The organism is Bradyrhizobium sp. 2TAF36 (genome assembly GCF_052114925.1).
GTDB lineage: Bacteria > Pseudomonadota > Alphaproteobacteria > Rhizobiales > Xanthobacteraceae > Bradyrhizobium > Bradyrhizobium barranii.
In genome coordinates this window covers 29177-48490 of record NZ_JBFRFR010000011.1, presented here as the reverse complement: position 1 = coordinate 48490, position 19314 = coordinate 29177, and the positions used below count along the sequence as shown (strand labels likewise).

At 64.6% G+C, this 19314-nt stretch carries 20 protein-coding genes, 1 tRNA gene and 1 riboswitch; of the genes, 13 read left to right on the top strand and 8 right to left on the bottom strand.

What is annotated here, in order from left to right; all coding sequences use genetic code 11:
• Positions 1 to 10: 10 nt before the first annotated feature.
• The gene (locus AB4Z51_RS08375) at positions 11 to 523 is read right to left on the bottom strand and encodes a GcrA family cell cycle regulator (protein ID WP_166348149.1); all 513 of its coding nucleotides are present in this window, start codon (positions 521 to 523) and stop codon (positions 11 to 13) included.
• Between the two features lie 456 nt (positions 524 to 979).
• On the opposite strand from AB4Z51_RS08375, the gene AB4Z51_RS08370 reads away from it, so the two are divergent.
• The 3 genes from AB4Z51_RS08370 (at position 980) to AB4Z51_RS08360 (ending at position 4375) form a co-directional block, all read left to right on the top strand.
• The gene (locus AB4Z51_RS08370) at positions 980 to 2188 is read left to right on the top strand and encodes an aspartate aminotransferase family protein (RefSeq protein ID WP_208084050.1); all 1209 of its coding nucleotides are present in this window, start codon (positions 980 to 982) and stop codon (positions 2186 to 2188) included.
• Positions 2188 to 3111 (top strand): ornithine carbamoyltransferase, encoded by a 924-nt coding sequence (gene argF, locus AB4Z51_RS08365; RefSeq protein WP_014491303.1) that lies wholly within the window; start codon positions 2188 to 2190, stop codon positions 3109 to 3111. Before AB4Z51_RS08370 ends, argF begins: the two co-directional genes overlap by 1 nt.
• Positions 3112 to 3367: 256 nt before the next feature.
• The gene (locus AB4Z51_RS08360; protein WP_441497252.1) at positions 3368 to 4375 is read left to right on the top strand and encodes an Hsp33 family molecular chaperone; all 1008 of its coding nucleotides are present in this window, start codon (positions 3368 to 3370) and stop codon (positions 4373 to 4375) included.
• A gap of 141 nt (positions 4376 to 4516) precedes the next feature.
• Here the strand turns inward: AB4Z51_RS08360 and apaG are convergent, their stop codons facing one another.
• The gene (gene apaG / locus AB4Z51_RS08355; RefSeq protein WP_014491305.1) at positions 4517 to 4909 is read right to left on the bottom strand and encodes a Co2+/Mg2+ efflux protein ApaG; all 393 of its coding nucleotides are present in this window, start codon (positions 4907 to 4909) and stop codon (positions 4517 to 4519) included.
• A gap of 180 nt (positions 4910 to 5089) precedes the next feature.
• On the opposite strand from apaG, the gene AB4Z51_RS08350 reads away from it, so the two are divergent.
• The 3 genes from AB4Z51_RS08350 to AB4Z51_RS08340 are packed head-to-tail and all read left to right on the top strand — an operon-like array spanning position 5090 to position 8136.
• Positions 5090 to 6355 (top strand): OpgC domain-containing protein, encoded by a 1266-nt coding sequence (locus AB4Z51_RS08350; protein WP_441497251.1) that lies wholly within the window; start codon positions 5090 to 5092, stop codon positions 6353 to 6355.
• A complete protein-coding gene (locus tag AB4Z51_RS08345) occupies positions 6355 to 7134 on the top strand; it encodes an SGNH/GDSL hydrolase family protein (protein WP_441497250.1) in 780 nt (259 codons plus the stop codon). Before AB4Z51_RS08350 ends, AB4Z51_RS08345 begins: the two co-directional genes overlap by 1 nt.
• Positions 7135 to 7146: 12 nt before the next feature.
• Positions 7147 to 8136 (top strand): SGNH/GDSL hydrolase family protein, encoded by a 990-nt coding sequence (locus AB4Z51_RS08340; RefSeq protein WP_063979874.1) that lies wholly within the window; start codon positions 7147 to 7149, stop codon positions 8134 to 8136.
• Between the two features lie 160 nt (positions 8137 to 8296).
• Here AB4Z51_RS08340 and AB4Z51_RS08335 read toward each other — a convergent pair whose 3' ends face one another.
• Positions 8297 to 9493: an O-succinylhomoserine sulfhydrylase gene (locus AB4Z51_RS08335; protein WP_166348157.1), complete on the bottom strand. Its 1197-nt coding sequence runs from the start codon at positions 9491 to 9493 to the stop codon at positions 8297 to 8299.
• A gap of 71 nt (positions 9494 to 9564) precedes the next feature.
• Positions 9565 to 9644: riboswitch (SAM riboswitch) on the bottom strand.
• 74 nt (positions 9645 to 9718) lie between these two features.
• On the opposite strand from AB4Z51_RS08335, the gene AB4Z51_RS08330 reads away from it, so the two are divergent.
• From AB4Z51_RS08330 to AB4Z51_RS08315, 4 genes are all read left to right on the top strand, one after another.
• On the top strand, positions 9719 to 10855 hold the full coding sequence (locus tag AB4Z51_RS08330; protein ID WP_441497249.1) for a 2'-deoxycytidine 5'-triphosphate deaminase: 1137 nt from the start codon (positions 9719 to 9721) through the stop codon (positions 10853 to 10855).
• Positions 10856 to 11031: 176 nt separating this feature from the next.
• The gene (locus AB4Z51_RS08325) at positions 11032 to 11445 is read left to right on the top strand and encodes a PAS domain-containing protein (protein ID WP_441497248.1); all 414 of its coding nucleotides are present in this window, start codon (positions 11032 to 11034) and stop codon (positions 11443 to 11445) included.
• Between the two features lie 104 nt (positions 11446 to 11549).
• Positions 11550 to 12602 carry a hypothetical protein gene (locus AB4Z51_RS08320; RefSeq protein WP_441497247.1) on the top strand — a complete coding sequence of 351 codons (1053 nt, stop codon included), beginning with the start codon at positions 11550 to 11552 and terminating at the stop codon, positions 12600 to 12602.
• A gap of 162 nt (positions 12603 to 12764) precedes the next feature.
• Entirely contained in the window at positions 12765 to 14210 is a 1446-nt protein-coding gene (locus tag AB4Z51_RS08315; RefSeq protein WP_441497246.1) for an MATE family efflux transporter, read from the top strand.
• A gap of 195 nt (positions 14211 to 14405) precedes the next feature.
• On the opposite strand, the gene AB4Z51_RS08310 is transcribed toward AB4Z51_RS08315, so the two are convergent.
• The 4 genes from AB4Z51_RS08310 to AB4Z51_RS08295 form a co-directional block, all read right to left on the bottom strand.
• Positions 14406 to 14807: an SRPBCC family protein gene (locus AB4Z51_RS08310; RefSeq protein WP_441497245.1), complete on the bottom strand. Its 402-nt coding sequence runs from the start codon at positions 14805 to 14807 to the stop codon at positions 14406 to 14408.
• A gap of 177 nt (positions 14808 to 14984) precedes the next feature.
• Positions 14985 to 15344 (bottom strand): VOC family protein, encoded by a 360-nt coding sequence (locus tag AB4Z51_RS08305; protein ID WP_441497244.1) that lies wholly within the window; start codon positions 15342 to 15344, stop codon positions 14985 to 14987.
• Between the two features lie 55 nt (positions 15345 to 15399).
• Positions 15400 to 16239 carry a helix-turn-helix transcriptional regulator gene (locus tag AB4Z51_RS08300; protein ID WP_441497243.1) on the bottom strand — a complete coding sequence of 280 codons (840 nt, stop codon included), beginning with the start codon at positions 16237 to 16239 and terminating at the stop codon, positions 15400 to 15402.
• A gap of 96 nt (positions 16240 to 16335) precedes the next feature.
• Positions 16336 to 16911, bottom strand: a complete 576-nt coding sequence (locus AB4Z51_RS08295; RefSeq protein WP_441497242.1) for a methylated-DNA--[protein]-cysteine S-methyltransferase — start codon at positions 16909 to 16911, stop codon at positions 16336 to 16338.
• A gap of 173 nt (positions 16912 to 17084) precedes the next feature.
• On the opposite strand from AB4Z51_RS08295, the gene AB4Z51_RS08290 reads away from it, so the two are divergent.
• Positions 17085 to 17158: transfer RNA gene (locus tag AB4Z51_RS08290), tRNA-Gly, on the top strand.
• Between the two features lie 66 nt (positions 17159 to 17224).
• On the opposite strand, the gene AB4Z51_RS08285 is transcribed toward AB4Z51_RS08290, so the two are convergent.
• On the bottom strand, positions 17225 to 17929 hold the full coding sequence (locus AB4Z51_RS08285; RefSeq protein WP_441497241.1) for a pYEATS domain-containing protein: 705 nt from the start codon (positions 17927 to 17929) through the stop codon (positions 17225 to 17227).
• A gap of 291 nt (positions 17930 to 18220) precedes the next feature.
• Between AB4Z51_RS08285 and AB4Z51_RS08280 the strand changes: the two genes are divergently transcribed.
• A complete protein-coding gene (locus tag AB4Z51_RS08280) occupies positions 18221 to 18802 on the top strand; it encodes a helix-turn-helix domain-containing protein (RefSeq protein ID WP_028160282.1) in 582 nt (193 codons plus the stop codon).
• On the top strand, positions 18802 to 19314 hold the full coding sequence (locus AB4Z51_RS08275) for a GNAT family N-acetyltransferase (RefSeq protein ID WP_441497240.1): 513 nt from the start codon (positions 18802 to 18804) through the stop codon (positions 19312 to 19314). Before AB4Z51_RS08280 ends, AB4Z51_RS08275 begins: the two co-directional genes overlap by 1 nt.

Below are 19314 nucleotides of genomic sequence, written 5' to 3'. Positions count from 1 at the left end.
CAGAACGACCTCAGCGCGGACCCGGCTTCACCGGCGCGCGCCGGCGATCGGCCGCGGGCTGATACGCCACGCGCGAGTGCTGGGCGCAGTAGGGCAGGCCGGAGAGCGCCTTGCCGCCGCAGAAGAAGAAATCCGGGCTCGAGGGATCGCCGACCGGCCAGTGGCAGGTCGCCTCGTTCAGCTCCAGCAGCGACAGCCGCTGGCTCATCGGCACGACGTTGTCGTAGGTGACCGGTTCGGCCTCGACCTCGACTTCGAAGGCCTGCGCCAGCGCGGTGTTGCCGCGTGCGATCGGGCGGGTCACCCGCATCATGTGCTGGGCGGGGCGCGCCTTGCGCGGCCGCGGCGCTGCCGATGAAGGGCTCTTGGCGCGGCCCGACAGGCCGAGCCGGTGCACTTTGCCGATTACGGCATTGCGGGTCACATTGCCGAGTTCAGCGGCGATCTGGCTGGCCGAAAGTCCGGCCTCCCAGAGCTTTTTCAGCTGCTCGACGCGATCATCCGACCAGGTCAAAACGGTCATTGCACCCTTTCCTTCGCCGGCGCTTGCCATCCTGGCGGCCGCACGGCGAATGCCTAAGCTTCGAAAAACCCGTGCCGCCAGAATCCCTTAAGGCTCGCCGGGCGCACCAGATGCGCCCGAACGCTTACGCCGGTACATGAGGACTTAGAGGATCAGAACTGCTGCACGAGATGTCGTATCTGACAAGCCAAACGCTACAATATGGCGTGACTCACGCGCAAGAGTCCGCCGACTCGCTTCCACATGTTCCGTGGCGGAAATACGCAAAATCGCCACCGCAAGACTACGGATTCTGCGTTTCGCGAGGCTTTCCGGGCGGCATTGACACCGGTTTCACCAAGCATAAGATAGTCACACGTGCCGCCCTTAAAAGGCGGCACGTTTCGTTTTCCGGGCCGGTCAATGGTGCGTTGCGCAATGCACGCTCACACCGTCCGCAACATTCAAGTGATCGTCATGACTAACAGCGCAGCGCCGCATTTGCTCCCCGTTTTCGCCAGGTCCGACCTCGGTTTCGAGCGCGGTGAAGGCTGCTGGCTGATTGCGACCAATGGCGATCGCTATCTCGATTTCACCTCGGGCGTGGCGGTGAATGCGCTCGGCCATGCTCATCCTGCGTTGGTCAAGGCGTTGCAGGAGCAGGCCACCAAACTCTGGCACATGTCGAACCTGTTCCAGAGCCCGGACGGCGAGAAGCTCGCCGCGCGTCTGTGCAACGAAAGCTTCGCGGACTTCGTGTTCTTCTGCAATTCCGGCGCCGAAGCGCTGGAAGGTGTGATCAAGCTGGTCCGCCATCATCACTTCTCCAAGGGTCATCCGGAACGTTACCGCATCATCACCTTCGAAGGCGCCTTCCACGGCCGCACGCTGGCAACGCTCGCCGCGACCGGTTCGGCAAAATATCTCGAAGGGTTTGGCCCGCCGATGGACGGCTTCGACCAGGTCCCGCATGGCGATATCGAAGCCGTCAAGAAGGCGATCGGTCCGCAGACCGCCGGCATCCTGATCGAACCGATCCAGGGCGAGGGCGGCGTGCGTTCGGCAACGCCCGCCTTCCTGAGGGCGTTGCGCCAGCTCTGCGATGAGAAGGGCCTGCTGCTCGCGTTCGACGAGGTGCAGACTGGCATGGGCCGCACCGGCGATCTGTTCGCGCATCGCCGCACCGGCGTCACGCCTGACGTGATGTCGCTGGCCAAGGCGCTCGGTGGCGGCTTCCCGATCGGCGCGGTGCTGGCGACCGCGGACGCGGCTGCCGGCATGGGGCCCGGCTCGCACGGCTCGACCTTCGGCGGTAATCCGCTCGCGATCTCGGCTGCCAACGCCGTGCTCGACGTCATGCTCAAGCCCGGCTTCTTCGATCACGTGCAGAAGATGTCGCTGCTGCTCAAGCAGAAGCTCGCTTCCGTGATCGATCGTTATCCTGACATCGTCAGCGAAGTGCGCGGCGAAGGCCTTCTGATCGGCATCAAGGCCGTGGTACCGTCCGGCGATCTCGGCGCGGCATTGCGCAACGAAAAATTGCTCACGGTCGGTGCCGGCGACAATGTCGTGCGCTTCCTGCCGCCCTTGATCGTCACCGAAGCCGAAATCGAGGACAGYGTCGGGCGGCTCGAACGCGCCTGCGCCGCGATCTCGTCCAGTCAGACCAATCGGGCGGCAAGCTGATGAGCAAGTCCCCGAAGCACTTTCTGGATATCAACGAGCTCCCGTTGTCGGAGCTCAAGAGCATGCTCGCGGCCTCCTCCGCCATGAAGGCGAAGCAGAAAGCGCACCAGCCGGTGAAACCGCTGGAAGGCAAGACGCTGGCGATGATCTTCGAGCGACCCTCCACCCGCACCCGCGTCTCGTTCGACGTCGCCATGCGCCAGCTCGGCGGCGAGCCCATCATGCTGACCGGCGCCGAGATGCAGCTCGGCCGCGGCGAGACCATCGCCGACACGGCGCGCGTGCTGTCGCGCTATGTCGACGCCATCATGATCCGCATCCTCAATCACGAGGCCCTGCTGGAGCTGGCGGAATATGCGACGGTGCCCGTCATCAACGGCCTGACACGGCGCTCGCACCCTTGCCAAGTGATGGCCGACCTCATGACCTACGAAGAGCATCGCGGCCCGATCGAGGGTAGGACGGTGGCCTGGACCGGCGACGACAACAACGTGCTGGCGTCCTGGGCGCATGCCGCCGAGCGTTTCAAGTTCAAGCTCAATGTCGCGACGCCGCCGGAGCTTGCGCCGAAAAAGGTGATGCGCGACTTCATCAAGGCCACCGGCGCGCCGATCGTGCTCGGCACCGATCCCGAGGCCGCCGTGAAGGGCGCAGACTGCGTCGTCACCGACACCTGGGTGTCGATGGGCGACAAGGAAGGTGAGCACCGTCACAACGTGCTCAAGCCCTATCAGGTCAATTCGAAGCTGATGTCGCTGGCCAAGCCCGATGCGCTGTTCATGCATTGCCTGCCCGCCCATCGCGGCGAGGAGGTCACGGACGAAGTGATCGACGGCCCGCAATCGGTCGTGTTCGACGAGGCCGAAAACCGCCTGCATGCGCAGAAGGGCATTCTGGCCTGGTGCTTTGACGCGGTGAAGTAATCTCACTTGTAGCCCGGATGGAGCGCAGCGAAATCCGGGTTTGTGTCCGCAGTTGGAGTGGTCCCGGATTGCGCTACGCTCCATCCGGGCTACGCGGGCTATCGCGTAATCCTGTGGCTATGGGTCCCGTATCAGCGCTTTGCGCGCGCCGGGACGACATCGAATTTGCAGGATCCTGTGCGATCATAAGTGCATCCGGAACACACCACCCTTGAGCCCTCTTCCATTTTCCTCCATCGACCCCAGATAAAGCGCCATGGTTTCCCAATCCCCTGACATGAATACCGGGCCTGAAGGCCCGGTTCGCGCACCATCAGCGGTTCCCATCGATGACGCCGTGCTGCCTTACGAGGTCGACGCACTCGACGTGCGCGGCCGCCTGGTGCGGCTCGGTCCCGCGCTCGACGAGATCCTGACGAAGCACGATTATCCCGCTGCCGTGGGCAAGCTGCTCGGCGAGGCCATCGTGCTGACGACGCTGCTCGGCTCGGCGCTGAAGTTCGAGGGCCGCTTCATCCTCCAGGCCCAGACCGACGGTCCGGTGTCGTTCCTGGTCGTCGACTACATGGCGCCGGATCGCCTGCGCGCCTATGCGCGCTACGATGCCGAGCGCCTCGGCGAGACAAAAGATTCCGGCACGCTCCTCGGTAACGGTCATCTCGCCATGACCATCGACCAGGGTCCCGACATGAGCCGCTACCAGGGTCTGGTCGCGCTCGACGGCGGCAGCCTGGAAGATGCCGCCCACGAATATTTCATGCGCTCCGAGCAGATCCCGACGCGCGTGCGTCTCGCGGTCGGTGAGGAGTGGCGCTCGAACGACGGCGGCAAGCATCGCTGGCGCGCCGGCGGCATGCTGATGCAGTTCCTGCCGAAGGCGCCCGAGCGCGCGCGTCAGGCCGATTTGCATCCCGGCGATGCGCCCGAAGGCGCGGAGGTGCATGCTGTCGCCGAAGACGACGCCTGGGTCGAGGCGCGTTCGCTGGTCGAGACCGTCGAGGACGTCGAGCTGATCGACCCCGAACTCTCCGGCGAGCGGCTGCTGTTCCGTCTGTTCCACGAGCGCGGCGTGCGCGTGTTCAATCCGCTGGCGCTGAAGGCGCAATGCTCCTGCTCGCGGGACGCGGTTGGTGCGATGCTGAAGAGCTTCTCGCCCGACGACCGCGCCGCCATGGTCAAGGACGACAAGGTCGTCGTGACCTGCGAGTTCTGCTCGTCGGTGTACCAGTTCACGCCGCACGAGGCGGGCGTGGAAGACGCGTAGGCATCGCATCCTCCGTCGTTGCGCGCAGCGAAGCAATCCAGTCGGAGGGTGGGCAAAGCGCAGCGTGCCCACCATCTTATGCGCCACGTTTGGAATGGTGGGCACGGCGCTTTGCGCCTTTGCCCACCCTACGGCACCGCGCTAATTCAACACCCGCTTGTTGTCCGGGCTGTCCAGCGAGAATGTCGGTACGTCGATCTCGAAGCGTTCGCCGCTTTCGCTGACCATCTGGTAGCGGCCGGTCATGAAGCCCGAGGCGGTCGCGAGCGGCACGCCGGAGGTGTATTCGAAGCGCTCGCCGGGAGCCAGGGTCGGCTGCTCGCCGACGACGCCCTCGCCCCTGACCTCCTGCTGGCGGCCGGTGGCGTCGGTGATGATCCAGTGCCGCGTCTTCAGCTGCACGGTTTCGTCGCCGGAATTGGTGATGACGATGGTGTAGGACCAGAAATAGCGGGAGCGGTCAGCCGACGACTGCTCCGGAACAAAGTTCGGCTCGACGGTCACTTCGATCTGGCGGGTCACGGCGCGATACATGGCTGCCATCATAACGAAAACCCGGCCGGGAACCAACGCCCGCAGGCGGTTTTGGTGACATCGTGCCGCCAGAATTGCCGAGGAAGTAGACCCAATGTGATCCGGCCGCTTTGCGAGACGACGGCCGGACCTGTACACTCCATGACACGTCGCGATTTGCGGAAGGGTTTCGAACCCCCGATGACCATTGCCGACCAACTGACGGGATCGACGATCGCGGGAACCGGCAAGCCTGCGGAGGCCAGACCTGCGGAGGCGAAGCCGCGCTCCGCCGCGCCGGCCGTCACGCTGCCCGCCATCGGCGAGCGCGAGCTCCGGCTCGACCTGTTCCGCGGGCTCGCGCTGTGGCTGATCTTCGTCGACCATCTGCCGCCGAGCCTTTTGACCTGGTTCACGATCCGCAATTACGGCTTCAGCGACGCCACCGAGATCTTCATCTTCATCTCCGGCTATACCGCGGCGTTCGTCTACGGTCGTGCAATGCTCGAAAGCGGCTTCGTCGTCGCCACCGCGCGCATCCTGCGACGCGTCTGGCAGATCTATGTCGCCCACGTCTTTCTGTTCACGATCTTCCTCGCCGAAATCTCCTACGTTGCGACCAGGTTCGAGAACCCGCTCTACACCGAAGAGATGGGCATCATGGATTTCCTCAAGCAGCCCGACGTCACGATCGTGCAGGCGCTGCTGCTGCGCTTTCGTCCGGTCAACATGGACGTGCTGCCGCTCTATATCGTGCTGATGCTGGCGCTGCCCTTGATCTTGTGGCTGATGAAATGGCGGCCCGACGTGACGCTCGGCCTCTCGGTCGTGCTCTACGCGGTGACCTGGGAATACGACCTCTATCTGTCGGCCTATCCGAACGGCTTCTGGGCGTTCAATCCCTTCGCCTGGCAATTGCTTTTCGTATTCGGTGCATGGTGTGCGCTCGGAGGTGCGCGACGCATGTCGCGCATCCTGGCGTCCCGCGTCACGATGTGGATATCGATCGCCTATCTGGTCGCGGCGTTCTACGTGACGCTGACCTGGTATGTGCCGCAGCTCTCCCACTTCATGCCGAGGCGGCTCGAGCAGTGGATGTATCCGATCGACAAGGCCGATCTCGACGTGCTGCGCTTCACGCATTTCCTGGCGTTCGCCGCGCTCACCGTTCGCTTCCTGCCCCGGGAATGGCCGGGCCTGAAATCGCCCTGGCTGCGGCCGCTGATCCTCTGCGGCCAGCATTCCCTGGAGATCTTCTGCCTCGGCGTCTTCCTCGCCTTCGCCGGCCATTTCATCCTGGCCGAAGTCTCCGGCGGCGCAGCCATGCATGCGCTGATTAGTCTCTCCGGAATCCTGATCATGTGGGGCGTTGCATGGGTGATTTCGTGGTACAAGCGCGTGGCTGACAAGAGCGGTGCGAAAACCAAAAACGCCGTCGGCAACGCCGATCTGGCGGGAGGGGGCTGATGAAGGCGAAGGTTCTCCTGAGCCTGGTCCTGCTGTGCGGTAGCCTCGCCGCGCCCCTGGCGCGCGCGGGCGACGCTGTGTCGCCTGCTCCGGCCGCGCCCCCGGCCTGCGAATTGCCATCCTATCTGCTCTCCACTGAAAGCCAGCTTCCGAGGGTCGCCGATGCCATCAAGGCCGGCAAACCGCTCGAAATCCTGGTCATCGGCAGCCGTTCGACCACGATTCCGGCCTCGGAGGACAGCTCCTATCCGGCGCGCATGCAGGCCATCCTGCAGGACAGGCTGCTGCCGTCGGAGACCGTGCACGTCTCCGTAGAAATACAGAGCAAGAAGACGGCCGAGGAGGCGGCCGCCACCTTCGTTAAGCTGATGGAAGCAAAAAGGCCTACTTTGGTCATCTGGCAGACCGGGACTGTGGATGCTATCCGAGCGATTGATCCCGATGATTTTCGCGGGGCGGTGACCGAAGGGGTTTCCGCGCTGCAAAAAGCAGGGGCTGACGTCGTGTTGATGAACTTGCAGTACAGCCCGCGTACCGAAACCATGATCTCGGTGCCGCCCTATCTCGACAATATGCGGGTGGTGGCGCAGGAGCATGACATCCCGCTGTTCGACCGTTTCGCGATCATGCGGCAGTGGAATGATCAGGGTCAGTTCGACCTGTTCAGCCCGTCCCGTGGGCCAGAGCTGGCGAAACAGGTCCATGACTGCCTTGGCCGGGCGTTGGCACAGTTTGTGATCGACGCAGCCCATCTGGGGCCGGCCCAGCAGCAAAATTGAGGTCTAGCGTTAATGAGTTCTCTCCGCCCTTTTTGGTTGACAGCATGGCTGGCTGCGCCCGCGGCGGCTCTGCTGCTCCTGACGCCGATGTCGCTGGCACCAGTGCAGGCGCAGGCCACGCAGGCAACGCCCGCGCCGCAGCAGGCCGCTAGTCCGGCTTCCGCTTCGCCCTCCCAGACCACCGTCGCCGCGACGTCCCACGAGCAGCGCGGCGTGACCGCCCGCGCCATCGACAAGGTGAAGCAGGTCGCGAAATCCGCCGGGGACATTTTCAGCCGCGTGCCCTGCCTCACGCCGAAGGGTGGCTCGAAGGCGATGGGCTCGCTGCCGCATGTTGCGGGCAAGCTCGTCGCCGGCAAACCCGTCGTGATCGTTGCGTTCGGCTCGTCGTCGACGGCAGGCTATGGCGCAAGCTCGCCCGATTTCAACTATCCGAACCGTCTCGCCGCGCAGCTCCGCCGGCAATATCCGACCGCCGACATCACCGTCATCAACGCCGGCGTCGGCGGCGAGGACGCGCCCGAGATGATGAAGCGCCTCCAGAAGGAGGTGATCGACGTGCATCCGGATCTCGTGATCTGGCAGGTCGGCACCAACGCCGTGCTGCGCAATCTCGATCCCGGTGACACCGCCAAGATGGTCGAGGACGGCATCTCCCGCATCCAGGCCGCTGGCGGCGCCGACATCGTGCTGGTCGATCCGCAATATTCGCCGGCCGTCAACCAGCGCAAGGAGAGCGCCGGCAAGATGGTGCACCTGCTCGGCAAGGTCGCCGAACTCCGTCACGTCGGCATCTTCCCCCGCTTCGAGGTGATGCGCGACTGGCACGAGAATCAATCGATCCCGGTCGAGAGTTTCGTGATCGCCGACGGCCTGCATATGAACGATTGGGGCTATGCCTGCTTCGCGCAGATCCTCGGCGACGACATCATCCGCTCCGTCGGCCAGATCAAGCTCGGCGTCAACGTGCCCGCGGACGTGCGAACGTACCGGCCGATGTAGCTCGGTGCCGTAGGGTGGGCAAAGGCGCGCCCTTCGCGCGCCGTGCCCACCATCTATCGGCGATATGATTGTGAATGGTGGGCACGCTTCCGCCTTCGCTCTTCGAGCTACGGCGGACAAGTCGCTTTGCCCACCCTACGATTCCGAGCTCGTGGAGCCCTCACGCCTTCTCCAGCGCCGCGGTCAGATCCTCGATCAGATCATCCACATGCTCGAGCCCCGCCGAGAAGCGGATGAAGCCCTCGCTGATGCCGAGCGCGGCGCGGTCTTCCGGCTTGAGGCGCTGATGCGTCGTGGTCGCCGGATGCGTGACGAGGCTCTTGGCATCGCCGAGATTGTTCGAGATTTTTGCAAGCTTGAGCTCGTTGAGCACGCGGAACGCACCCTGCTTGCCGCCCTTGACCTCGAAGCCGACCAGGGTCGAGCCGCCGCGCATCTGCTTCTTCACGAGAGCTGCCTGCGGATGATCGGCGCGGCCGGGATAGACCAGCCGCGAAATCTTCGGATGGCTCGCCAGCACGTCGGCGATGCGTCCCGCCGTCTCGGTCTGCGCGCGCACGCGTACACCGAGCGTTTCCAGGCCCTTGAGCAGGACCCACGCGTTGAACGGCGAGATCGACGGGCCGGTCTGGCGCATGAAATTGTGGATGTGCTCGGCGATGAACGCTTCAGACGACAGGATGATGCCGCCGAGACAACGGCCCTGGCCGTCGATGTGCTTGGTCGCGGAATAGACCACGACGTCGGCGCCGAGCGCGAGCGGGCTCTGCCAGATCGGCGTCGCGAACACGTTGTCGACGACGAGCCGCGCGCCGCCGCTGTGCGCGATCTCGGCGATCCCTGGTATGTCGAGCACGTCGAGCGTCGGGTTGGTCGGGCTCTCCAGGAAGAACGTCTTGGTGTTCGGCCTCAAGGCGCGCTGCCACTGGTCGAGATCGAGACCGTCGACCAGCGTCGTCTCGATGCCGTAGCGCGGCAACAGATCCTGAATGACGTAGAGACAGGAGCCGAACAGCGCGCGCGAGGCCACCACGTGATCGCCGGCCTTCAGCGGCGCCAGGATCGCGGTCGTCACCGCGGCCATGCCGGTCGCCGCCGAGCGGGCGGCTTCGGCGCCTTCGAGCTCGATCATGCGGCGCTCGAACATCGAGATGGTCGGGTTGGAATAGCGCGAATAGATGAAGCCGGGGTCCTCGCCCTTGAACCGCGCCTCGCACTCCTCGGCGCTGTTGTAGACGTAGCCCTGGGTCAGGAACAGCGCCTCCGACGTCTCGCCATATTGCGAGCGCAGGGTGCCGGAATGGACCAGGCGGGTTTCGGGACGGTATTGCGTGGTGGACGCCGGGGACTTCGACATAGGACCTCCTCTGCGTGACCATCGAAAATGGTCACAAAAAAACCGGCCTGGATAACTTCCACGGGCCGGGATCACAGAGGTCCCCGGCCTGTTTAGCGACTTATTTAACGTGGCTGCAAGCCGGCCGGCTCAAATCACCACGGGATAAGTGATGCTCATATTCCGCAATGGCCTTTCCGTCAAGGCGTCCATCGGATAGCCGTAAAAGGCTGCTATCATGTCCGGATGCATTTGACCCCTGACGAGGACCCCCGGTTGAGCTTCACGGTTGCCGCCGACGCCAATGGTATCCTGCCCGACCGCATGATCGCGGCGATGGCGAAGGCGGGCCTCATCCTGCCCGCTTATGACTTCGTCGAAAGCCAGATCCAGCCGGCGAGCCTCGACCTTCGCCTCGGCGACATCGCCTATCGCGTTCGCGCCAGCTTCCTGCCGGGTCCCGGCGCGACCGTCGCCGAGCGCATCGACGAGTTAAAGCTGCACGAGTTCAGCCTCGCCGATGGCGCGGTGCTGGAGACCAACTGCGTCTACATCGTGCCGCTCTTGGAAAGCCTGGCGCTGCCGCCGGAGATCGTCGCCGCCGCGAACCCGAAAAGCTCGACCGGCCGGCTCGATGTCTTCACCCGTGTCATCGCCGACGGCACCCGCCGCTTCGACATGATCGGCGCCGGCTATCACGGCCCGCTCTACGCCGAGATCAGCCCGAAGACGTTTCCGGTGCTGGTCAGCGAGGGCTCGCGCCTGAGCCAGGTGCGCTTCCGCACCGGAGATGCCATCCTCAACATCGACGAGCTCGAGGCGCTGCATGCGACCGAGCGTCTCGTCGATCTCGACGATGYCGATCTCACCGGCGGCGTCGCCGTCTCCGTCGACCTCTCCGGCGAGAAGGCCAACGGCTTCGTCGGCTATCGCGCCAAGCGCCACACCGGCGTCGTCGACGTCGACCGCCGCTCCGGCTATGCGGTGGAGGATTTCTGGGAGCCGATCTCGGCGCGTCCCGACGGCAGCCTGATCCTCGATCCCGGCGAGTTCTACATCCTCGCCTCCAAGGAAGCCGTGCAGGTGCCGCCCGATTACGCCGCGGAGATGGTGCCGTTCGATCCCCTGGTCGGCGAGTTCCGCGTGCACTATGCCGGATTCTTCGATCCCGGCTTCGGCTATGCCGGCGCTGGCGGGCAGGGATCGCGCGCCGTGCTCGAAGTGCGCTCGCGCGAGGTGCCGTTCATCCTCGAGCACGGCCAGATCGTCGGCCGCCTCGTCTACGAGAAGATGCTGGCGCGCCCCGACGCGATGTACGGCCAGCGCATCGGCTCGAACTACCAGGCGCAGGGGCTCAAACTATCGAAGCATTTTCGGGTGTAGTGCTAGCCTCACTCTCCGCCGTCATGCCCCGGCTTGACCGGGGCATCCAGTACGCCGCAACCTTTCGATTTAATCACTGCCGCCTCGGAATCCTGGATCGCCCGATCAACTCAGGCGATGACACTGAATGTGTGGCAGGATGCGAAGCAAGTTCCGGCTACGTGCGAGGCTTCCCGATGACCAATTCATCCGAACTCGACGCAAGGATCGTCGACGACGTCGCGGACGCGCTGATCTATTCGGATCGCTCCGGCACCATCACGCGCTGGAATCGCGCATCGACCACACTGTTCGGCTTCTCGGCGGACGAGGCGCTCGGCCAGAACCTCGATCTGATCATTCCCGAACATCTGCGTGCCGCGCACTGGAAGGGCTTCGAAGCTGCGCTTGCCACCGGGGCGATGAAGCTTGCGGGCAAGCCGACGCTGACCCGCGCGCTGCACAAAAGCGGACGCAAGCTCTACATCGAGATGACCTTCGCGCTGGTGCGCGATGCCGGTGGTGCCGTGGTCGGATCGGTCGCGATGGCGCGCGACGTCACCGAACGCGTTGAGCGCGAGCGCGCGGCCAGGCTTGAACAAAATTCGTGATGCGGAATTGACGGGCTGGCGTGCAGGGCGCTCTGCTTGAGCGTCAGGTTGCCTCGTACCGGGCGCAGTGACACACTCGATCAAAACAACGGTCGGGAGCGAACATGGCCGCCGCAACAGACGCAGCACAGGAAGCGCAACGGAAGCGCTGGCGCGCGGTCGCCGACCTCTATCACGCCTACTTCACCGGCCTCATCCTCATCGTCGTCACGCGGCGCGGCACGGCGGATGCTGCCGAATTCGTCTTCCGCGTGTTTCGTCGCCAGCAGCAGGAGCGCTTCCTGCCGGGGCTCGAAAAGCTCGGTCTCAGTCATTTGCCGCCGGCGGTGGCCGCCGCGCAATATCATTATCTCTCCAACTGGATCGGCGGCGTGCATGTCGAGTACATGTATGAGAGCGACCGCAAAGCCTGGATCCGCTATCCGCCGCCGCGCTGGATCTGGAAGGGCACCGCGATCTGCGGCGTGCCGGGCGAGGTCTCGCGCGCGATGCTGCGCGGCTGGCACGCCAACAATGGCGTCGCGCTCGGCGATACCAGGCTCGGCTTCGTCTGCACCAAGCAGAGCGTCGACGGTCAGGACGGGCTCGAAGGCTACTATTATCAGTACGACCACCCGCTCGAGCTGGATCAGCGCCTGGTGTTCGCGCGCCATCTGGAAGCGCCGTTGTTCGACGCCAAGACCGCGCCTGCCTTGCCCGTCGCGAGCTGGCCGAAGCCGCGGCTGGAAAAAGCCTACCGCAACTACGCGATGGAATATGTGCGCACCGCCGCGCCCGTCATGGTGCAATTGTTCGGCCCGGAAGACGCCGGCTATCTCCTGCACCTCACCGGCAAGCTGATCGGGATGCAGTATTTTGAAGAGGTCGCGGCAGCGCTGTCTATGCGCCGCGGTGGCGCACGCGAGTTCGCGGCGTTCCTGAATGCGCTGTTTGCCGCGCAGGATGACTCTGCCGAGACGATGGCATCAGAAGGCGCGTTTGAATTTCGCCAGCAGAGCTGGAAGCTGATGGATGACGTCGCCGACTATCATCGCGCCTGCACCAAAGTGCTGGAAGGGTTGTTCGAGGGGCTCGCTGCCGGATGCGGGCGGCACATCGGCGTGCACCTGCGCCCGACAGCGGGCGGTCGGCCGCCACTGGTGTGGACCATTGAGTAATTCCACCTGTTGAAATGCGCTGCCGCAGGGCACGCCTGCATCCGGCGCAGGAGGAATCGGCAATTGCCGTGCTAAGCCTGTCGCCGCGCCTTCCGCGCGAAGAAATTTATTGGCACACCTACGCATTGCCGCGCCGCGAATGGCCTGCGCCCGGGAGAGGACATGTCCGACATCGCCGAAATCCCGGTCGATGAACAAGAGCGTCCGTTGCCGCCGCCTCCGCGGCCGGTACGAAGCGCGCTGATGGACGGGCCGATTCTGCGCACGCTGCTCGGCCTCGCCTGGCCGAACGTGGTCGCGCTGTCGGCCGGCACCTGTGTGGTGATCGCGGAGACCTCCTATATCGGCCGGCTCGGCGTCGAGGCGCTGGCGGCAATGGCGCTGGTGTTTCCGACAGTGATCCTGACCATGACGATGTCCGGCGGGGCCATGGGCGGCGCCGTGGCGTCGGCCATCGCGCGGGCGCTCGGCGCAGGCGATCGCGAGCGCGCCGGCACGCTCGCCGCACATGCGCTGCTGATCGGCATCACCTTCGGCCTCGTCTTCATGCTGGGCATGCTGATCTTCGGGCCCAAGGTGCTGGAGATGCTCGGCGGACGCGGGGATGTGCTGACGCATGCGGTCGCCTACACACAGGTGTTTTTTGGCGGGGCCGTGCTGCCGTGGCTGCTCAACACCATGGCCGGCGTGTTGCGCGGCACCGGCAACATGAAGCTGCCCTCGCTGTTGATGCTGAATTCCGCGGTCATGCAGGTCGTGCTTGGCGGCACGCTGGGCCTCGGGCTCGGACCCGTGCCGCAGTTCGGCATGCGCGGCGTCGCGGCCGGCTCGCTGATCGCCTATTCCGTGAATATCTGCGTGATGGGCTGGTACCTGTTCTCCGGCCGCGCCCGAATCGTGCCGAAACTGCGCGGGCTTCGCGTTCAATGGGCGATGTTCTTCGATATCCTGAAGGTCGGCGCCATCGCCTGCTTCTCGCCGCTGCAATCGGTGCTGACGATCTCGATCTTCACCCACATGCTGGCAAAGTTCGGCACTGCGATCCTCGCCGGCTACGGCATCGGCGCGCGGCTGGAATTTTTGCTGACCTCGATCGCGTTCTCGTTCGGCATCGCTTCGGTGCCGATGATCGGCATGGCGATCGGCGCGGTGCGCATCGCGCGCGCCCGGCGCATCGCCTGGATCGCCGGTGCGAGCGCGTTCGTCGCCGTCGGCGCGCCGGCGTGCCTCGTCGCGCTGTTCCCAGATCTCTGGGTCAACATCTTCACCGACAGCGCCACCGTGCGCGCGACCAGCCATGAATATCTGTCGACGGTGGCGCCGTTCTACGCCTTCATCGGGCTCGCCTCGACGATGTATTTCTCGTCGCAGGGCGCGGCCAAGGTGATCGGGCCGGTGCTGGCGCAGACCGCGCGGCTGATCTACATCGCGGCCTGCGGCTGGTGGCTGTCGACGCATGACGCCACCGCGCAGAGCTTCTTCTGGCTGGCCGCCAGCTCGATGGTCGTGCTCGGCCTGCTCTCGTGCTCCAGCGTGGTGCTGACACGCTGGGGGCCGCGCGAGACGAAACCTGCGATCAGGCCTGCGCTTTCGGGCGTTGCAGACTAGCGGTGTCTGTGGCGGCGATGGCCGCCGCCGCCGACATTGGCGAGCCGCATCAATACGGCGGCTGCCTGGCAGATCACTTTATCCGCACCTCTCATGGCCTGCTCCTCGCGTGCGTGGCTCCGCCGGGAGAGCGGAGCCAACCGGACGCACGCGGCCATCGTTAGGGCCGGCGAGGGCAGGGCTCTGTGAGAAAGATCACGCAGCCACGGCTGGGAACGCTCGGTGTATCGCGGCGACGGCGTCCCTGGTCTGCCCCTGGACGTAAGCCGCAAGCTCGTTCGGCAGCATGTCGATGATCCAGACAAGGCGGCAGCTCGCCTCGCCCTCGGCGATCACCTGCACCGAGGCGCTGTAATGCCTGAGCCGCTCGTTGTTGATGGCGTAGACCAGCCGCCGCCGCGCATCGTCGCAATCGACCAGCACCTCGCGCGCCACTGATCCATTGGCGAAGGTGACGATGCGTGCATCGCCGTCGAGCGTGCAGGCGGTGACGAAGCCCGGCGCCAGCCGCTGAGGTAGCGCGCCGAAATCGCGTACGGCGTCCCAGACGTCGCGGGCGGGAACGGGGAGGGAAATGTCGTTGTGGATGGAGGCCATGAAGGTGTCCTTGATTGAAAGGTTCGTAGTGTGGGCAAAGGCGCGCTCTTCGCGCGCCGTGCCCACCATTCATCGGCACAGTCGCACGCGATGGTGGGCACGCTTCCGCCTTCGCTCTTCGAGCTACGGCGGACAAGTCGCTTTGCCCACCCTGCGAGTGCTCGTGCGCGGCGGGCTCTACACGCAAACCGCCTCGATGTTGTTGCCATCGGGATCAATCAGGAACGCCGCGTAGTAGGTCGGGCTATAGTCCTTGCGCGGGCCGGCGCCGCCATTGTCACGGCCGCCGCTCTTCAAGCCTTCGCTGTGGAATGCCTTGACCGCATCATGGTCCTTGGCGCGAAACGCGATATGCGCGCCGTCGGCCTTGCGTCCCTTGTTCAGGTGCAGCCAGAGCGCCGGCTCGCCCTTCGGCCCGAAGCCCGCATAGCCGTCGCCGCTGGAGCGCAGGGCGTAGCCGAGCGGCGCCAGCACCGCGGTGTAGAAGCGCGTGGCGGCGTCGAGGTCGGCAACACGCAGTCCGATGTGGTCGTACATGATCGTCTCCATTGCAAAGCGCGCCGCAACTGGCGCGCGCCGGAGACGACCCTATTCAGTTGAGGGGCGGGCGCTCTTGGAGAATCTTGCGCTCGCCCTTCGACGCCTGCCGGAACTTCGTCGGTGACACGCCGGCGGCGCGATGGAAGGTGCGGACGAAATTGGAGAGATCGCCGAAGCCGACGTCATAGGCGATGTCGGTGACCGCGATGTCATCATCTGTCAGCAGTCGCGCCGCGTGGCGTAGCCGCGAGCGCACCAGATATTGATGCGGGGTGACGCCGAGCACGGCCGAGAACAGCCGTAGGAAATGGAACGGGCTGAGGCCCGCCTGCCGCGCCGCCTGTTCGAGATCGACCTCGGCATGCGAGTTGGCGTCGATCCACAGCGCGGCTTCGACTGCGCGGCGGCGGTCGCGTGCGGTGGGCGTGGCCGGCTTGCGCGCCTTGCCCGAGACAACATCGATGAAGCGGCTGGCCAGAATTTGACCGACCTCGTTGAGACCGAGGTCGCTGTTGCCATCTGCCGCCGTCTGGGCGAGCTCGCCCAGCACCATCAGCTCGGGCAGCGGCGGTGTCGCGCCGACCTGCCAGATCTCGCGCCGTCCCCCGAGGGCATCGACCAGGTCCTCGCTGAAGAAGAAGCCCAGGCAGACGTCGCCGCTGACATGCTCATGCGTGCAGGTGTATTCCTCGCGTGGAGCGCCGACCAGCATCGAGCCCGCCACCAGCTCGAAGAAGCCGGCGCGGCACTGGCAGCCGAAGCTGCCCGAGCGGACATAGGCAATGGAATGCCCGGTGCGGCACTCCGCGAACGGCTTGTCGTCCGGTCCCGCATCGCAGCGAAACTCGGAGACCGTGATCGATTGCGTGGTCAGCAGCGTGGTTGCGTCCATGCCACCTATCTAGGCATGGTCCGGACAAGTGTGTAGCGGTTGTCCGACAAGATCATGCCCAAAAAAACAAAGCTAAGGTGCGATTCCGATCGCGCCTTAGCTGGGCCTCGGTGGCGCAACGGGCAGCAGCACCTCGAACAGCGTCTTGCTCGCGACCGGGTGGGCGCCCTCGAGCGCCAGCAGCCGCCGCTTGGAGATCACCCCGCCGTAAGGCGAGAGTCGGTCGGCGTAATTGCCGGCCTCCAGCACCCGGTGACAGGGCACGATCAGCATGTAGGGATTTTTGGCGATCGCCTGCGCCACCGAATGCGCGGCGCCGGAGGCGCCCAGCGCCTTGGCGATCTCGTGATAGGTGCGGGTCTCCCCGCGCGGAATGGCGCAGGCGGCTTCATAAACGCGCCGGTGGAAGCCGGGGACGCCGCCGGCGTCCAGGCTGACCTCGGAAAAATCAGGGTCGCCGCCCTGCAGCAGGCCCACGATGCCCTCGATCGCAAGCTCGGCATTCAGCGGAGGCTGCTGCTCGCGCGCCTCGGGATGGACCGCAAAAATCCGGCGACGGGTGTCGATCTCCCGCGCCTCCGGCAATTGCACGGCGACCACGCCGGTGCTGCTCCAGACGATGCCGCAGCGCCCTATGGCCGTGTTGAATATCGCGTAGCCACGCCCCACCATGCACACGCCCCACTCAGTGCACGTCTCTCCCCAGACACGCGATCATAACACCGCCACAATCCGGCGCACCCAAAATCTTGCCAGGACGTTAACAACCGTCCGGCCGGCCGCGCCAAAGCGCTTGGCGACGGGCGCCGTCTCGGCTAATCAGGGTTGGCGTGAGACGCGCATTCGCGGGCGTAGTTCAATGGTAGAACGGCAGCTTCCCAAGCTGCATACGAGGGTTCGATTCCCTTCGCCCGCTCCATTTTTTTTGCCGATGGGCGTCTTACGGCAGCAAGCCAGCTCACCCATTGCGCCGCCGACCTTGAGATCATGCCTCTCGAAAGGCCTTCGGGAAGGTCGTGTCTGCCGAGAGGTCGAGCTCCAGCAGCGTGTTGCCATGGTCGGCAATCGCTCCGACCGTAAAAGCACCCCACGCCAGTACTGTGAGCCGAGCTTGATCGTTGATCGGATTGACCGGCTGCACCGCGGGGTTGAACGTTTCGTGCAGATGACACGCGACCGGATCGACCAATTTTCGGTCGAGGCCCGTAACTGCAAGATCAATCCTGAACCATCCCGGCCGCACGTCGGAAGGTTGGACGGTAGCCGACAGGCGTAGGCCATTCTTGGCTGCCTCTCTGCCGAACTGGCCTTTGTTCTTGTCCTCCGGGTCTTCAATCGGCATTTGTGGAGCGTGCTTGGTTGTTACGGACGGAGCCAGGATTGCCATCTTCGGGGCCGCAATTTCTGTTTGTCTGGCTTTCAGCTCCTCCGTTGCTGCGGCAACATCTTGAACGCTTCTTTTGACCGCTGAGATCTCCGCCGTAATCCCCCCGGGGAGAACGACTTTGGTCAAGCGGTCTCGGAAGATCAGGACGACCCCGATTACGACCGCGAGTCCCAGCAGAAACTTCGTGCTCTCGTCGGCGGTGATCTTGATGGCGCCGAACATATTGAGAATGCCAAGCGCGAGACACACGATCGCGACTATCCAAGGCCCGGCGCTGACGATGGCGTCCGAATTGGTGGGCATGGCTACACTCGCTAATAAATCTCGAGCCCGAATCCGAACGGCCCGATAGAACTGGCAATCAGGAAACTGTACCCTGCTGCTTCTCAAATGCAATCGACGTTGGATTGTACCCGCCTTGGTTGTCGAGCCATATTAGGCACGGCCCTCATTGCGATGTTTGGCCTCCAAAGATTCCAATATATTAGCCCTTCGCTCCCGGCACACACCGCTTCCCCGGCCTAAGCTCTTCTTGCCCCGCGGATGTGGTCCTTGCGTCGGGCAATGTTCGGATGACGGCTAGGACCAGCAACAATGGACCAGCAGAAACTCGACCGTGCGATCGGTCGTCGCTTGAAGACGTTGAGGACGCAGGCGGGCATGACGTTGAACGAACTCGCGACGCGCTCCGGTGTCAGCCGGGCCATGATCGGGAGGGTGGAGCGGGCGCAGAGCAGCGCCACCGCTGCGCTGCTCAACAAGCTCTGCGCGGCGCTCGATGTCACCCTCAGCGACGTCGTCGCGCTCGCCGAGAAGCCGCCGGAGCGGCTGATGCGGCTTGCCGACCAGCCGCTTTGGCGTGATCCCGACAGCGGTTACCGTCGGCGGCACGCCTCGCCGCCGGATGCGGCGAGCGGCATCGAGATCATCGTCGTCGATCTGCCGGCCGGAGCGCGCGTCTCCTACAGCCCCTGGGGCCGCAACGCGTTCACCCAGCAGCTCCTGATGCTCGAGGGTGCGGTCTGCGTGCATATCGACGCCAAGACCGTGCGGCTGCGCGATGGCGATTGTCTCGATTTCGACGTGATGCGGGCGGTGACCTTCGAGAACGAAACCAAACAGGATGCGCGCTACGTCATCATCACGAGGCGCGGCACATCGTACGGGAAAATGTGATGTCGCTGATCGTGCGGGACGCCACGCTGGAGGATGCCGAAGATATTTTGGCCATCTACAATTACGCCGCGATCAACACCACGGCGGTGTGGACCGACGGACCGGCTGATCTGGCCTCGCGGCGCGAGTGGATGCGCGCACGGCAAGCGGCCGGCTATCCCGTGCTGGTCGCAATGAAGGGCAGGGACGTCGTCGGCTTCGCATCATTCGGCGATTTCCGCCCCTGGCCCGGCTATCGCCGCACGGTCGAGAATTCGGTCTATGTCGGCGAGCAACATCATCGGCTCGGCGTCGGCCGCAGCCTGATGGCCGCGCTGATCGAGCGCGCTATCGCGCTCAACAAGCACACGATGGTCGCCGCGATCGAGGCCTCGAATTCCGCCTCGACCGGGCTGCACGCGTCGTTCGGCTTTGCCGAGGTTGGCCGCATGCCTGAGGTCGGCTGCAAGTTCGGCCGCTGGCTCGATATGGTCCTCATGCAGAAGCGGCTTTCAAGCGAGGTGAGGCCGTGA

Bases quoted from the DNA above. Each gene is read 5' to 3' on its own strand.
- AB4Z51_RS08375 (WP_166348149.1), bottom strand. From the start codon at position 523: ATGACCGTTTTGACCTGGTCGGATGATCGCGTCGAGCAGCTGAAAAAG.
- argF (WP_014491303.1), top strand. From the start codon at position 2,188: ATGAGCAAGTCCCCGAAGCACTTTCTGGATATCAACGAGCTCCCGTTG.
- AB4Z51_RS08360 (WP_441497252.1), top strand. From the start codon at position 3,368: ATGGTTTCCCAATCCCCTGACATGAATACCGGGCCTGAAGGCCCGGTT.
- apaG (WP_014491305.1), bottom strand. From the start codon at position 4,909: ATGTATCGCGCCGTGACCCGCCAGATCGAAGTGACCGTCGAGCCGAAC.
- AB4Z51_RS08350 (WP_441497251.1), top strand. From the start codon at position 5,090: ATGACCATTGCCGACCAACTGACGGGATCGACGATCGCGGGAACCGGC.
- AB4Z51_RS08345 (WP_441497250.1), top strand. From the start codon at position 6,355: ATGAAGGCGAAGGTTCTCCTGAGCCTGGTCCTGCTGTGCGGTAGCCTC.
- AB4Z51_RS08340 (WP_063979874.1), top strand. From the start codon at position 7,147: ATGAGTTCTCTCCGCCCTTTTTGGTTGACAGCATGGCTGGCTGCGCCC.
- AB4Z51_RS08335 (WP_166348157.1), bottom strand. From the start codon at position 9,493: ATGTCGAAGTCCCCGGCGTCCACCACGCAATACCGTCCCGAAACCCGC.
- AB4Z51_RS08325 (WP_441497248.1), top strand. From the start codon at position 11,032: ATGACCAATTCATCCGAACTCGACGCAAGGATCGTCGACGACGTCGCG.
- AB4Z51_RS08320 (WP_441497247.1), top strand. From the start codon at position 11,550: ATGGCCGCCGCAACAGACGCAGCACAGGAAGCGCAACGGAAGCGCTGG.
- AB4Z51_RS08315 (WP_441497246.1), top strand. From the start codon at position 12,765: ATGTCCGACATCGCCGAAATCCCGGTCGATGAACAAGAGCGTCCGTTG.
- AB4Z51_RS08310 (WP_441497245.1), bottom strand. From the start codon at position 14,807: ATGGCCTCCATCCACAACGACATTTCCCTCCCCGTTCCCGCCCGCGAC.
- AB4Z51_RS08305 (WP_441497244.1), bottom strand. From the start codon at position 15,344: ATGTACGACCACATCGGACTGCGTGTTGCCGACCTCGACGCCGCCACG.
- AB4Z51_RS08300 (WP_441497243.1), bottom strand. From the start codon at position 16,239: ATGGACGCAACCACGCTGCTGACCACGCAATCGATCACGGTCTCCGAG.
- AB4Z51_RS08295 (WP_441497242.1), bottom strand. From the start codon at position 16,911: ATGGTGGGGCGTGGCTACGCGATATTCAACACGGCCATAGGGCGCTGC.
- AB4Z51_RS08285 (WP_441497241.1), bottom strand. From the start codon at position 17,929: ATGCCCACCAATTCGGACGCCATCGTCAGCGCCGGGCCTTGGATAGTC.
- AB4Z51_RS08280 (WP_028160282.1), top strand. From the start codon at position 18,221: ATGGACCAGCAGAAACTCGACCGTGCGATCGGTCGTCGCTTGAAGACG.
- AB4Z51_RS08275 (WP_441497240.1), top strand. From the start codon at position 18,802: ATGTCGCTGATCGTGCGGGACGCCACGCTGGAGGATGCCGAAGATATT.